Source organism: Vreelandella lionensis (genome assembly GCF_044543515.1).
GTDB lineage: Bacteria > Pseudomonadota > Gammaproteobacteria > Pseudomonadales > Halomonadaceae > Vreelandella > Vreelandella lionensis.
Window position 1 is genome coordinate 93441 of the sequence record NZ_JBITWC010000011.1, and the last position, 12879, is coordinate 106319.

The 12879-nt window shown below is 56.5% G+C and carries 11 protein-coding genes and 2 tRNA genes; all 13 read left to right on the forward strand.

The genetic code is table 11. The features are described from left to right. Positions 1–23: 23 nt before the first annotated feature. Complete coding sequence (gene folP, locus ACIGG6_RS08855) at positions 24–941, forward strand: dihydropteroate synthase (RefSeq protein ID WP_399843978.1); 918 nt, start codon at positions 24–26, stop codon at positions 939–941. After that, on the forward strand, positions 938–2287 hold the full coding sequence (glmM, locus tag ACIGG6_RS08860) for a phosphoglucosamine mutase (protein ID WP_399843979.1): 1350 nt from the start codon (positions 938–940) through the stop codon (positions 2285–2287). Before folP ends, glmM begins: the two co-directional genes overlap by 4 nt. Before the next feature lie 129 nt (positions 2288–2416). Next, positions 2417–3166: a triose-phosphate isomerase gene (gene tpiA, locus ACIGG6_RS08865; protein WP_044629471.1), complete on the forward strand. Its 750-nt coding sequence runs from the start codon at positions 2417–2419 to the stop codon at positions 3164–3166. 4 nt (positions 3167–3170) lie between these two features. After that, positions 3171–3530, forward strand: coding sequence for a preprotein translocase subunit SecG (secG, locus tag ACIGG6_RS08870; protein ID WP_399843982.1), 360 nt, complete (start codon positions 3171–3173; stop codon positions 3528–3530). Between the two features lie 34 nt (positions 3531–3564). Then, positions 3565–3651, forward strand: a tRNA-Leu gene (locus ACIGG6_RS08875). A gap of 134 nt (positions 3652–3785) precedes the next feature. Continuing rightward, a tRNA-Met gene (locus tag ACIGG6_RS08880) sits at positions 3786–3862 on the forward strand. Between the two features lie 298 nt (positions 3863–4160). Continuing rightward, on the forward strand, positions 4161–4622 hold the full coding sequence (gene rimP, locus ACIGG6_RS08885) for a ribosome maturation factor RimP (protein WP_139527972.1): 462 nt from the start codon (positions 4161–4163) through the stop codon (positions 4620–4622). Positions 4623–4692: 70 nt separating this feature from the next. Further along, positions 4693–6207 (forward strand): transcription termination factor NusA, encoded by a 1515-nt coding sequence (gene nusA, locus ACIGG6_RS08890; protein ID WP_253501988.1) that lies wholly within the window; start codon positions 4693–4695, stop codon positions 6205–6207. A gap of 27 nt (positions 6208–6234) precedes the next feature. Beyond that, complete coding sequence (gene infB / locus ACIGG6_RS08895; RefSeq protein WP_399843984.1) at positions 6235–8775, forward strand: translation initiation factor IF-2; 2541 nt, start codon at positions 6235–6237, stop codon at positions 8773–8775. Positions 8776–8792: 17 nt separating this feature from the next. Continuing rightward, the gene (gene rbfA / locus ACIGG6_RS08900) at positions 8793–9206 is read left to right on the forward strand and encodes a 30S ribosome-binding factor RbfA (protein ID WP_399843986.1); all 414 of its coding nucleotides are present in this window, start codon (positions 8793–8795) and stop codon (positions 9204–9206) included. Then, complete coding sequence (gene truB / locus ACIGG6_RS08905) at positions 9206–10126, forward strand: tRNA pseudouridine(55) synthase TruB (protein ID WP_399843987.1); 921 nt, start codon at positions 9206–9208, stop codon at positions 10124–10126. Before rbfA ends, truB begins: the two co-directional genes overlap by 1 nt. A gap of 106 nt (positions 10127–10232) precedes the next feature. Further along, on the forward strand, positions 10233–10502 hold the full coding sequence (gene rpsO / locus ACIGG6_RS08910; protein WP_009723734.1) for a 30S ribosomal protein S15: 270 nt from the start codon (positions 10233–10235) through the stop codon (positions 10500–10502). A 137-nt stretch (positions 10503–10639) separates the two neighbouring features. Continuing rightward, complete coding sequence (gene pnp / locus ACIGG6_RS08915; RefSeq protein ID WP_399843988.1) at positions 10640–12802, forward strand: polyribonucleotide nucleotidyltransferase; 2163 nt, start codon at positions 10640–10642, stop codon at positions 12800–12802. Positions 12803–12879 lie beyond the last annotated feature (77 nt).

The window sequence follows — 12879 nt, forward strand, 5'->3', positions numbered from 1 at the left end:
CTTTTCTATTTTTAGGCGGTAGCATGACACCGAACGTTGATCCTTCATCGCCTTCGCGCCAAGCAGAGAGTGCTTTGCAGCTGCGCTGTGGGCGCCATACGCTTGATCTTTCGTTTCCACGGGTGATGGGTATTTTGAACGTCACGCCTGATTCGTTCTCCGATGGTGGTCAGCATGTTGCCTTAGACGATGCGCTACGCCACGCCGAGCGCATGCTGGCCGAAGGCGCTGCCTTGATTGATGTGGGCGGCGAATCGACCCGTCCAGGCGCTATGGCGGTTTCTGAGCAGCAAGAGCTAGACCGTGTCGCACCCGTAGTGGAAGCGCTGGTGCGCGAACTAGATGCGTTGGTATCGGTGGATACCAGCAGCGCCACGGTAATTCGTGAAGCCAGCGCCTTAGGGGCGGGGATGATTAACGATGTGCGTGCGCTAGAGCGCGAGGGCGCACTGGCAGCTGCTGCCAGCAGCGGTTTGCCTGTGTGTCTGATGCACCGCCAGGGCGAGCCGCAGAACATGCAGCACTCTCCTGAGTACAGCGAGCCCGTAGAGCGTGCGGTCGCGGCGTATTTATCCGAGCGTATCGATGCTTGTGAAGCGGCAGGGCTGCGCCGTCATCGTCTTTTGATCGACCCTGGCTTTGGGTTTGGCAAAACCGTCGAGCATAACCTGCGTTTGCTCAAGTATATGGAGTCGCTGCTCGCGCTTGATCTGCCGATATTGGTAGGCATGTCACGTAAAAGCATGATTGGCAAAGTACTGGGTCGTTCGGTAGAAGAACGGTTAGCTGGCGGCTTGGCTTTGTCGGCTATGGCGGTTGAGCGTGGGGCGAGCATTCTACGAGTGCATGATGTTGGGCCTACAGTGGATGCTGTGAATATGGCTTGGGCGGTACTACAAGAGGGCTGTGAGCCGCCCGTTGATAAGGAACTCTCGTTATGACACGACGCTATTTTGGTACTGACGGTATTCGCGGTACCGTGGGCCAAGCACCGATTACCGCTGATTTTATGCTCAAGCTTGGCTGGGCGGCAGGGCAGGTACTGCGCCGAGAGAAAGGCCGCACGCGGGTATTAATTGGTAAAGACACGCGTATTTCTGGCTATATGTTTGAGTCGGCGCTGGAAGCGGGGCTTTCAGCCGCAGGTGTCGATGTCTCCCTGTTAGGGCCGATGCCCACGCCTGGGATCGCTTATCTCACACGTACCTTCCGGGCGGATGCGGGCATTGTGATTTCAGCTTCTCATAATCCGTTTGACGATAACGGCATTAAGTTTTTCTCCGCAGAAGGCAAAAAGCTGCCGGATGACGTGGAAGACCGCATTGAAGCGATGCTGGAAGCCCCGTTGACCACCGCCGATGCGGCGCAGCTAGGTAAGGCGGCACGCATTGACGATGCCGCAGGCCGCTATATTGAGTTCTGTAAATCCACCCTGCCGGATCGACTTAGTTTGCACGGACTGAAAGTGGTATTGGATTGCGCCCACGGTGCCACTTACCATATCGCGCCCAGCGTTTTTCGCGAGCTAGGGGCGGAAGTGAGCGTGATTGGCACCGCGCCAGATGGACTAAATATCAACCACCATGTGGGATCGACACACCCAGCAGCGCTGCGGGCGGCGGTAATTCAGCAAGGGGCGGATTTAGGCATTGCTTTCGATGGCGATGGCGACCGTGTACTGCTCGTTGATGCGGATGGTCGTGAGGTCGATGGCGACGATATTTTGTACTTAATCGCCCGTGACCGTTTTGAGCGCGGCCTTCTGGAAGGCGGCGTGGTCGGCACGCTGATGAGTAACTTCGGCCTGGGGATGGCATTAGACCGGCTCGGTATCCCGTTCCAGCGTGCCAAAGTAGGCGACCGCTTCGTGATGGAAATGATGGCAGCCAACGGCTGGGAGCTGGGCGGCGAAGCGTCGGGACACATTGTCTGTGGCCACGTACAAACGACCGGCGATGGTATTGTGTCAGCCTTGCAGGTGCTGGGGTTAATGGTGCGAGAGCAAAAGCCGTTACCATCGCTGCTGAAAGGGCTGGAAAAAGTGCCGCAATCACTGGTTAATGTGCGCTTGCCCGCAGGGTCGAATGCCAAAGAGGTTATGGCTGCCCAACCGCTGTTGGATGCTGTTGCTGCATTGGAGGCTGAATTAGGGGACCAAGGGCGGGTGCTGCTGCGCCCATCCGGCACCGAGCCATTAATCCGCGTAATGGTGGAAGGGCGCGCTCATTTGGATGTGGATCGCCTAGCCAATAAGTTGGCAGGTCAAGTGCAGGCGCTACTCGGCTAGCATGCTGGGTCGTGAATAGCCGTCCTTGCTCGGCAAAGCGCATCGTGCCTGTCATTGGGCTTGCAACAGCGGTTGTCTTGACAAGGCGGCTCCTATACCATTTCGCTCCACCTTGAGTGAGGATTATCCATGCGTACGCCATTAATCGCCGGCAACTGGAAAATGAACGGTTCTGCGGCGTTGATTGAGTCGTTTGGCAAAACGTTTGCTTCTGCTGCGCTGCCCGCCAATATCGACGTGGTGGTCATTCCGCCGTTTCCCTATCTAGACGCTGCGCGCCATGCGTTCAGCAACACGCCGCTGCAGTTAGGGGCGCAAACGCTTAATCCTCATCACTCCGGGGCGCATACCGGGGAAGTGAGCGGTAGCATGCTCAAAGAGTTTGGTGTGGCCTACGTGTTGGTGGGGCACTCTGAGCGCCGCCAGCTTTACCGCGAAAGCGACGAGCAGGTGTTTGACCGTCTGCTGGCAGCCCTTGATGCTGGGCTGACGCCTATTCTATGCGTGGGTGAAACGCTGGAAGAGCGCGATGCAGGCCGCACGATGGACGTTGTGTTGCGCCAAGTAGGCTATATCATGGCTCGCTTAGCGCCAGAACAGCGTCTGCAAATCGTTATTGCCTACGAGCCTGTGTGGGCGATAGGTACCGGCCGTACGGCCACGCCAGAGCAGGCGCAAGAGGTCATGGCAGGCATTCGTGCCTATCAGGCAGGGTTTGATGCGTCGCTTGCCGAGCAGCTGAAACTGCTTTACGGCGGTAGCATGAACGCAAGTAACGCGGCTGAGCTGCTCGCCCAGCCGGACATCGACGGCGGTTTAGTGGGCGGTGCCTCGCTTAAAACCGACGATTTCTACGCCATTTGTCAGTCAGCAGGATAACTCCATGCAAGTTGCAATTCTTATGGTTCACGTGGTGATTGCGGTCGCCTTGGTTGTACTCATCCTACTTCAGCAGGGTAAGGGTGCCGAAGCAGGCGCTGCTTTTGGTGGCGGTGCGTCGCAAACAGTGTTTGGCTCGCGGGGTAGCGGTAGTTTCCTCTCCCGCACAACGGGAATTCTTGCGGCGGGCTTTTTTGTCACCTCCATGGCGCTTGCGTACTTCGCGACCCAGGCAGGCCAAGCGCCGGAAGCGGGTATTCCTGATGCGCAGATGATCGAACAACAGCAAAACATTCCAACGCTTGACGACTCTCCTGCAAGTATGGATAATACCGCGCCAGTGCTAGAGGAAAGCAGCGAGTAACTGCTTGATGTCGCTTTCTTTAGCCTCCCCTGATGCCGAAGTGGTGGAATTGGTAGACACGCTATCTTGAGGGGGTAGTGACCGTATGGTCGTGCGGGTTCAAGTCCCGCCTTCGGCACCATCTGTTTCGCTGGTTTACCAGCTTCCCAGAATGTCAGGATTGGCACCTGAGACGAAAGACGCATTTGAAAAAGTTCTTGAAATGAGTTCTTGACGTAAGCCTTTCAAGTGTCTATTATCGTCGAACTAGATTGATGCGGGGTGGAGCAGTCTGGTAGCTCGTCGGGCTCATAACCCGAAGGTCATCGGTTCAAATCCGGTCCCCGCTACCATTTATTTAGTAACACTGTTTAAGCCTAAAAGCGTTCTACATTGTGCTTCCAGGCAGCGAAAAAATCGCGACATGTTGCTAAAATGGTATTACAGGTTTCTTTCAAAAAGCCCCTTCCTGTGAAGGGGCTTTTTGTTAGTAGCTTTTTATAAATAGCTTTTTGCGAGCCAAGAGTGTCTCACGAGCGGATGTTGTCCGAGTAGCCAGAGACACATTCCCAGGTAATGCCAATCAGCCACCTAGCTTTTCTTATGACTCCTGGCCAGGTGCCTGATGCAACGGCTATAGGAGCTTTGTCTGTGGCCACAAAACACGCTGCGCTTCACGCGCTGATCGAACCTGTCGTTGCCGCCATGGGCTTCGAGCTATGGGGTATCGACCATATTTCCCAGGGCAAGCATTCGCGGCTGGTAATTTACATCGAGCGCGAGAGCGGTGTCAGCGTGGAAGACTGCGCTGATATTAGCCGTCAAGTCAGTGCCGTTATGGATGTGGAAGACCCCATTCCCGGCGAATACCGCCTGGAGGTCTCGTCACCCGGCATGGCACGTCCCCTCTACTCCCTGGATCACTTTATTCGCTATCAAGGCCATCACGTGGCATTGAAGCTGCGCGTTGCCTTCGATGGGCGACGCAAGTATCAAGGGCTCCTCGCAGGTGTCGAGGGTGATGAAGTGCTGCTGCAACTGGAAGGCGAAGAGTACTGCTTTCCTATCGAAAGCATCGATTCTGCGCACGTTGTCCCGCAGTTCGACGAATAACACGGGTCGCGGCTTCCGGCAGGCGCCGGGATGATGCACAAAAGGACAGGTTTTCTGGCGAGGCAAACGCATGAGTAAAGAAATTTTAATGGTCGTGGATGCGATCTCTAATGAAAAAGGCGTCCCCCGCGATGTCATCTTCGAAGCGGTAGAAGCCGCGCTGGCCAGCGCGTCGCGTAAGCGTTTTGAGCACGAAGAAGCCAATGTGCGCGTTCATATTGATCGCCGCACCGGTGACTACGATACGTTCCGCTACTGGACCGTGGTCGAAGATGACGAATTCGAAACGCCAGACTACGAAATCAAAGAGACCATTGCCGAGCAGCGCGATCCGCCGCTGAAGCTGGGCGATGTTGTCGAGCAAAAAATCGAAAATGCCGTGTTTGGTCGTATTGCCGCGCAAACCGCCAAGCAGGTTATCGTACAGAAAGTACGTGAAGCCGAGCGCGCCGAAGTCGTGCGTCAATACGCCGACCGTGAAGGCGAACTGGTCGCGGGTATCGTGAAAAAGACCACCCGTGACGGCCTGATCATTGATCTGGGCGAAAACGCCGAAGCGTTTTTGCCGCGTAACGAAATGATCCATGGCGAGCGCTACCGTATGAACGAGCGTGTTCGCGCGCTGCTGGTCAAGGTTGACCCGGACGCTCGCGGTGCGCAGCTGCAGCTCTCACGCACCTGCCCTGAATTCATCATTGAGCTGTTCAAAATTGAAGTGCCGGAAATCGCCGAGCAGCTGATTGAAATCAAAGGTGCCGCTCGCGACCCCGGCTCACGTGCCAAGATCGCAGTGAAAACCAACGACCGCCGCATTGATCCGGTCGGTGCCTGCGTCGGTATGCGTGGCTCACGGGTTCAGGCGGTATCGTCTGAGCTGCAAAACGAGCGTGTAGATATCGTTCTGTGGGACGACAATCCCGCCCAGCTAGTGATTAACGCCATGGCGCCAGCCGATGTGGGGTCTATCCTAGTGGACGAAGATGCTCACGCCATGGACGTAGCGGTGGCCCAGGACAACCTGGCGCAGGCGATTGGCCGCAGCGGCCAGAACGTTCGCTTGGCGTCTGAGCTGACTGGCTGGCGTATCAACGTCATGACCGAAGATGAAGCGGAGTCCAAGCGCGAGCAGGAAATCGACAGCTTGGTGGACTCCTTTGTCCAACACCTGGGTGTGGACGAAGACGTTGCTCGCCTGTTGGTGGAAGAAGGGTTTACCACCCTGGAAGAAGTTGCCTACGTGCCGCTGGAAGAGATGCTCGAAATCGAAGAGTTCGATGAAGATTTGGTGGAAGAGCTGCGTGCACGTGCGAAAGACGAGCTGCTGACGATGGCGATTGCCTCGGAAGAAGCGCTAGACGGTGCCCAGCCGGCAGAAGATCTGCTGGAGATGGACGGCATGGAGCGCCACTTGGCCTTCATCCTGGCCAGCCGCGGTATCGTCACAATGGAAGATCTCGCCGAGCAGTCTGTCGACGATCTGGTCGATATCGAGGAGTTGGACGAAGCGCGCGCAGCGGCACTGATCATGACTGCCCGTGCGCCCTGGTTTGAAGTCGATGACGCATCGGATTCAAACACACAGTAAACAGGTCACGGGCTGAGGAGGGTCACTATGTCAGATATGACAGTTAAAGATTTTGCAGTAAAGGTGGGCCGCGATGTGCCCCGCCTATTGGAACAGATGAAAGAAGCTGGCTTGAAGCATGCTTCAGAAGGCGACGCCGTGTCTGAAGATGACAAGCAGACACTGCTGAGCTTTTTGAAGAAAAGCCACGGCGGCGGCGACAGCGAACCGAGCAAAAACCGTATTACGCTGACCCGTAAAACCCGCAGCCGCATCAAGACCGGCGAGCGCGGTAAAACGATCGAAGTACAGGTTCGTAAGAAGAAAACCTACGTTAAGCGCGAAGAAGATGAGAAGCCGAAGGCGCCTGAGCCGAAGCACTCTGGCCCGCGTCAGTTGGTAGGCGATATGGCGGAAGCAGAAGCAGAGCGTAAAGCACGCGATGCCCGCGCCGCTGAAGAGAAAGCCGCCGCTGCGAAAGCCAAAGCTGCCGAAGACGCCGCGCGTAAAGAAGCGGAAGAGAAGGCCAAAGCCAAAGCCGCTGAAGTGCCGGATATCGAAGTGCCCGAGCTTGAAATCGACGACACTCCGGTAGCAGATGATCTGCCGCCTGCACCGCCGAAAGAGGGCCGTACCGATCGTCGTACTGCGCCGCCGAAAAAGGCAGCCGCGAAGAAGAAAGGTCGTGACGACGACGATGATCGTGGCGATCGCGAAGAGCGTAAGCGCGGCGGCGGCAAGAAAGTGAAGCGTGCCGAGCGCCGTGGCGGACGTCGTGGTGGTGCTAGCCAAAGCGGTAATGGCAAGCACGGCTTCCAGAAGCCGACGCAGCCGATCGTTCGTGAAGTCTCGATCCCTGAGTCGATCAGCGTTGCTGAGCTGGCTGATAAAATGTCGATCAAGGCCAACGAAGTCATCAAGGCCATGTTCACCATGGGTGCTGCGGTGACCATCAACCAAACAATCGACCAGGATACAGCGGCGATTGTGGTGGAAGAGATGGGCCACAAGGTCAAACTGGTGAAAGATGACGCGCTGGAAACGGAAATGCTGGAAGGCATCTCCTACGAAGGCGAAGAGATCACCCGTTCACCGGTTGTGACCGTTATGGGGCACGTTGACCACGGTAAAACCTCGCTGCTGGACTACATCCGTCGTGCGAAAGTCGCCACTGGCGAAGCGGGCGGTATTACCCAGCACATCGGTGCTTACCACGTGGAAGATGACCACGGCGGTGTGACCTTCCTGGATACCCCTGGCCACGCGGCGTTCACCGCCATGCGTGCCCGCGGTGCAAAAGCCACCGACGTGGTTATCCTGGTGGTCGCCGCTGACGACGGCGTGATGCCTCAGACCGTCGAGGCGATTGAGCACTCGAAAGCGGCTGAAGTTCCCATGGTCGTTGCTGTGAACAAGATCGATAAAACGGGTGCTGACTTTGACCGCATTCGTAACGAGCTGTCGCAGCACGGCGTTATCTCTGAAGAGTGGGGCGGTGACACGCAGTTTGTTCATGTGTCTGCTAAAACCGGTGAAGGTATGGAAGACCTGCTGGAAGCGATCCAGCTGGCCTCCGAAGTGCTGGAGCTCAAAGCCGTTCCGTCTGCACCCGGTAAAGGCGTAGTCGTCGAGTCTCGTCTGGATAAAGGACGCGGTCCGGTTGCTACCGTGCTGGTTCAAAACGGTACGCTGAAGAAGGGCGATATCGTCCTGGCTGGCCTGCACTACGGTCGCGTACGTGCGCTGACCAACGAGCTAGGCAAGCAGGTCGATACCGCTGGCCCCGCCATGCCAGTAGAGATCCAGGGTCTCGACGGCACGCCGGATGCAGGTGATGACTTCATGGTAGTCGCCGACGAGAAGAAAGCCCGCGAAGTGGCTAACTTCCGTCAGGGTAAATACCGCGAGGTTCGCCTAGCGCGTCAGCAGAAGGCCAAGCTGGAGAACATGTTCAGCCAGATGGGCCAGGACGAAGTGGCCAAGGTCAACATCGTCCTCAAAGCCGACGTTCAAGGCTCGCTGGAAGCGATCAAAGGCGCCTTGGAAGAGCTCTCCACCGAAGAAGTGCAGGTGGCAGTGGTCTCCTCTGGTGTGGGTGGTATTACCGGAACTGACGCCAACCTGGCGCTGGCATCTGAAGCCATCGTGGTCGGCTTTAACGTCCGTGCCGACGCGGCTGCCCGCGAGATCATCGAGCGTGAAGGCCTGGATCTGCGCTACTACAGCGTTATCTACCAGCTGATCGACGAAGTGAAGCAGGCGATGAGCGGTATGCTCGCGCCCGAGTGGAAAGAAGAGATCGTCGGTGTGGCCGAAGTTCGCGACGTGTTCCGTGCGCCGAAGATCGGTGCGGTGGCTGGCTGTATGGTCGTCGAAGGCACCGTCTCGCGCAGCAAGCGTATCCGCGTTCTACGCGACAACGTGGTCATCTACGAAGGCGAGCTCGAATCGCTGCGCCGCTTCAAAGACGACGTACAAGAAGTGCGTAACGGTATGGAGTGTGGCATCGGCGTGAAGAACTACAACGATGTCCAGGTCGGCGACAAGATCGAAGTCTTTGACCAAGTGAAGGTCGAGCGCAGCCTGTAAGGCCGCGAGGAGCAAGCATGCGCGAATTTAAGCGTACCGACCGAGTAGCCGACCAGCTCCAGAAGGAGCTGGCGGTACTGATCCAACGCGAAGTGAAAGACCCGCGCTTGGGCATGGTCACGGTGAGCGGTGCCACCGTTAGTCGTGACCTTGGCTACGCCGATATCTACGTCACCCTGCTGGGTGAACAGGATCCTGAGCGTATCAAAGAGAACCTGCAGGTGCTGAAACGTGCCTCAGGGTTTCTAAGAAGCCAAATTGCCAAGCGTATCAAGCTGCGCCACGTACCTGAGCTGCGCTTTCATTTCGATGAAAGCGTGGTGCGTGGCCAGCACCTCTCATCGCTGATTGACGAAGCGGTCTCGACCGATCGTGCTCGTCAAGCCGATGACGAGGGTGGTAGCGAAGAGCAAGGTGAGGAGACGCGCTAATGGCTCGTCGCCGTCGCGGATTACCGGTCAATGGCGTGGTGCTACTGGATAAACCGAAAGGTATCTCCAGCAATCACGCGCTGCAGCGTGTGCGTCGTCTCTTTGAGGCGCAAAAAGCCGGGCATACCGGCACGTTGGACCCCATGGCGACAGGTTTGTTGCCTATTTGCCTGGGTGAAGCCACCAAGTTTTCCGCGCACTTGCTAGAAGCTGACAAGATGTATCGCACCCGGGTTGAACTGGGGGTGATCACCGACACCGGCGATGCCGAAGGCACGGTGATGGAGCGGCGCGAAGTGCCAAGCCTCACTGCTGAAGACGTTGAGTCTGTCTTGACGCGTTTTCGCGGCGAGATTGAGCAGGTGCCGCCCATGTACTCGGCGCTGAAGCATCAAGGTAAAAAGCTCTACGAGCTGGCCCGCGAGGGTAAGCAGGTTGAGCGTGCAGCGCGGCGGGTAAGCGTGTATGATGCGCGCCTGCTTGCGTTTGAGGGCACCGCGTTCGAGCTGGAAGTAAGCTGCAGTAAAGGCACTTACATCCGCACGTTGGCTGAAGATATTGGCCATGCTCTAGGCTGTGGTGCCCACATTAGCCAGCTGCGCAGGCTTAAAACGGGGCCGTTTAACGGCGACGCCATGTGGACACTGGAAGACCTGGAAGCATTAGCCAGCCAAGCCAATCGCGAGGCAGAACTGATGCCTGTGGATGTGCTAGTCGACCATCTGCCTTCGCTTAGTGTCGACGACACCTCGTTTGGAAGGCTTGCCCACGGGCAGTCTGCCCATCTAGCCATTGGTGAATTAGCACCAGATGCGCTAGCACGACTTTATTACGCCGAGACGTTTATCGGCCTTGGCGTTGTAAAAGGGCCTCAGGAAGTGGCCCCCAAGCGGCTGTTAAGTACAGTCGCCATTTCGTAAAACGTTGCAAGGATGTAACGATTTGCGCGAAAATAGTCGCTTGAGACTGCAAATATGCGTGGTCTCACCCATTCATTTTTAGGCATATTGCTTACTGGAGAGACAGATGGCATTAACCGCTGAGAAAAAGGCCGAGATCGTCAACGAATACGGCCGCGGCGATAACGATACCGGTTCCCCTGAAGTTCAGGTTGCACTGCTGAGCGCCAACATCAACGGCCTGCAGGACCACTTCAAAACCAACAAGCAGGATCACCACTCTCGTCGTGGTCTGATCCGCATGGTAAACCAGCGTCGTAAGCTGCTGGACTACCTGAAGCGTAAAGATTTCGAGCGCTATCAGTCTCTGATTCAGCGTCTGGGTCTGCGCCGCTAAGTTTTTAACGGCAATGATTCGAAACGGGCAGCTCCTTGCGAGCTGCCCGTTTTTTTGTTTCTGGTAGCCGTACGGCGCGTCAACGCCTAGAATGGTGGCGAGTCAAACGACCCAAGCGAAAAGACAAGTAGCTATTAATGTTAAAGGAAGTAGCCGTGAATCCGGTCAAAAAAACGTTCCAATACGGTCGTAGCACCGTCACCCTAGAAACTGGGCGTATCGCTCGCCAGGCCACTGGTGCCGTCATGGTCACCATGGATGAAACCGTCGTACTGTGTACGGTGGTGGCGAAGAAAGACGTCAACCCAGGCCAGCCCTTTTTCCCGCTCTCGGTACACTACCAAGAGAAAACCTACGCCGTAGGTAAAATCCCCGGTGGCTTCTTTAAGCGTGAAGGCCGCCCGACGGAGAAAGAGACTCTTACTTCCCGCCTGATCGACCGTCCGATCCGTCCGCTGTTCCCTAAAGGGTTTATGAACGAAGTGCAGGTGATCTGCACCGTTCTTTCCACCGACCGTAACCATGACCCGGATATCGCGGCCATGTTGGGCACCTCTGCGGCGCTGAGCATTTCTGGCGTACCGTTTAACGGCCCGATTGGCGCTGCTCGCGTTGGTTTCAACGAAGAGCAAGGCTACTTCCTGAACCCCACCGTTGAAGAACTGACCACGTCTGAATTGGATATGGTGGTTGCCGGTACGGAAAACGCCGTACTGATGGTGGAATCAGAAGCGCAAGAACTGCTCGAAGATGAAATGCTGGGGGCGGTACTGTTTGGCCACCAGGAGATGCAGGTAGCAGTCAACGCCATTAAAGAACTGGTCGCTGAAGCCGGTAAGCCGCGCTGGGAATGGCAGGCTCCGGCTGAGAACGTGGCGCTGAAAACCGCCATGGCCGAGGCCTTTGAAGCCAAAGTGGGCGAAGCGTACCGCATCACCGACAAAATGGCTCGCCAGGATGCGCTGGCTGCGCTGAAAGACGAGGCCGTTGAGCAGTTAGTGGCCGCTGAAGGTGAAGAAGCAAAAGGCAAGTTCAGCAAAGATGACGTGAAGGGCGCGTTCGCAGCGCTTGAGAAGCGTGTCGTGCGTTCACGCGTTGTCAAAGGCGAGCCGCGTATCGATGGCCGCGATAACGTCACCGTGCGCCCGCTGGCCATTGAAGTAGGCGTGCTGCCGAAAACTCACGGCTCTGCCATCTTTACCCGTGGTGAGACCCAGGCGATTGCCGTGGCCACACTGGGTACGCTGCGTGATTCGCAGCTGATCGAGTCGCTGGAAGGCGAACGTAAAGACCGCTTTATGCTTCACTACAACTTCCCTCCTTACTCGGTAGGTGAAGCTGGCTTTATGGGTGGTCCCAAGCGTCGCGAAATCGGTCACGGCCGCTTGGCGCGTCGCGGTATCCAAGCCATGCTGCCGTCTGAAGACGTATTCCCCTACACCATCCGTGTGGTGTCGGAGATTACTGAATCCAACGGTTCCAGTTCTATGGCATCGGTATGTGGTTCGTCGCTGGCCCTGATGGATGCGGGTGTACCGCTAAAAGCGCCGGTGGCGGGTATCGCCATGGGCCTCGTCAAAGACGAAGACGGCTACGCGGTGCTGACCGATATCCTAGGTGATGAAGACCACCTGGGTGATATGGACTTTAAAGTCGCCGGTTCTGAAGAGGGCGTGACCGCCCTGCAGATGGACATCAAGATCGAAGGCATCAACGAAGAGATCATGGAGACCGCGCTGCAGCAGGCCCACGAAGCGCGTATTGGTATCCTGGCTCAGATGAACGCCGTGATCAGTCAAAGCCGTACCGATGTGTCTGAAAACGCACCGTCCATGGCGACGATCAAAATCGATCCCGATAAGATTCGTGATGTTATCGGTAAAGGCGGCGCGACCATCCGTAAGATTTGCGAAGATACCGGCGCGTCTATCGACCTTGACGACGATGGCACCGTACGCATCTACGCAGAAGATAAAGCAGCGGCCAAAAAAGCCATCGATACCGTACTGGCGATTACCGCTGAAGCGGAAATCGGCAAGCTCTACAAAGGCAAAGTGGTGCGCATCGCTGACTTCGGTGCCTTTGTAAACATCATGCCGGGTACCGATGGTCTGGTACATATCTCGCAAATCGTCCAGGAGCGCGTCAACAACGTTCGCGACTTCCTGAACGAAGGCGACGATGTCATCGTGAAAGTGCTGGATATCGACAACCGCAATCGCGTGAAGCTCTCAATCAAAGAGATCACCGAAGAAGAGAAAGCCGCATTTGCAGCTGCCGAGGCGGATGTCGCTAGCTAAGTAGCGATCAGCGTACGACTTACCGCCCCCGCAGCCTCTGGCTGCGGGGGCGGTGTCGTTTGATAGGTCCAGGAATC

Excerpts from the sequence above, each read along its gene's own strand:
- folP (WP_399843978.1), top strand. The coding sequence starts at position 24 with ATGACACCGAACGTTGATCCTTCATCGCCTTCGCGCCAAGCAGAGAGT.
- glmM (WP_399843979.1), top strand. The coding sequence starts at position 938 with ATGACACGACGCTATTTTGGTACTGACGGTATTCGCGGTACCGTGGGC.
- tpiA (WP_044629471.1), top strand. The coding sequence starts at position 2,417 with ATGCGTACGCCATTAATCGCCGGCAACTGGAAAATGAACGGTTCTGCG.
- secG (WP_399843982.1), top strand. The coding sequence starts at position 3,171 with ATGCAAGTTGCAATTCTTATGGTTCACGTGGTGATTGCGGTCGCCTTG.
- nusA (WP_253501988.1), top strand. The coding sequence starts at position 4,693 with ATGAGTAAAGAAATTTTAATGGTCGTGGATGCGATCTCTAATGAAAAA.
- infB (WP_399843984.1), top strand. The coding sequence starts at position 6,235 with ATGTCAGATATGACAGTTAAAGATTTTGCAGTAAAGGTGGGCCGCGAT.
- rbfA (WP_399843986.1), top strand. The coding sequence starts at position 8,793 with ATGCGCGAATTTAAGCGTACCGACCGAGTAGCCGACCAGCTCCAGAAG.
- truB (WP_399843987.1), top strand. The coding sequence starts at position 9,206 with ATGGCTCGTCGCCGTCGCGGATTACCGGTCAATGGCGTGGTGCTACTG.
- rpsO (WP_009723734.1), top strand. The coding sequence starts at position 10,233 with ATGGCATTAACCGCTGAGAAAAAGGCCGAGATCGTCAACGAATACGGC.
- pnp (WP_399843988.1), top strand. The coding sequence starts at position 10,640 with ATGTTAAAGGAAGTAGCCGTGAATCCGGTCAAAAAAACGTTCCAATAC.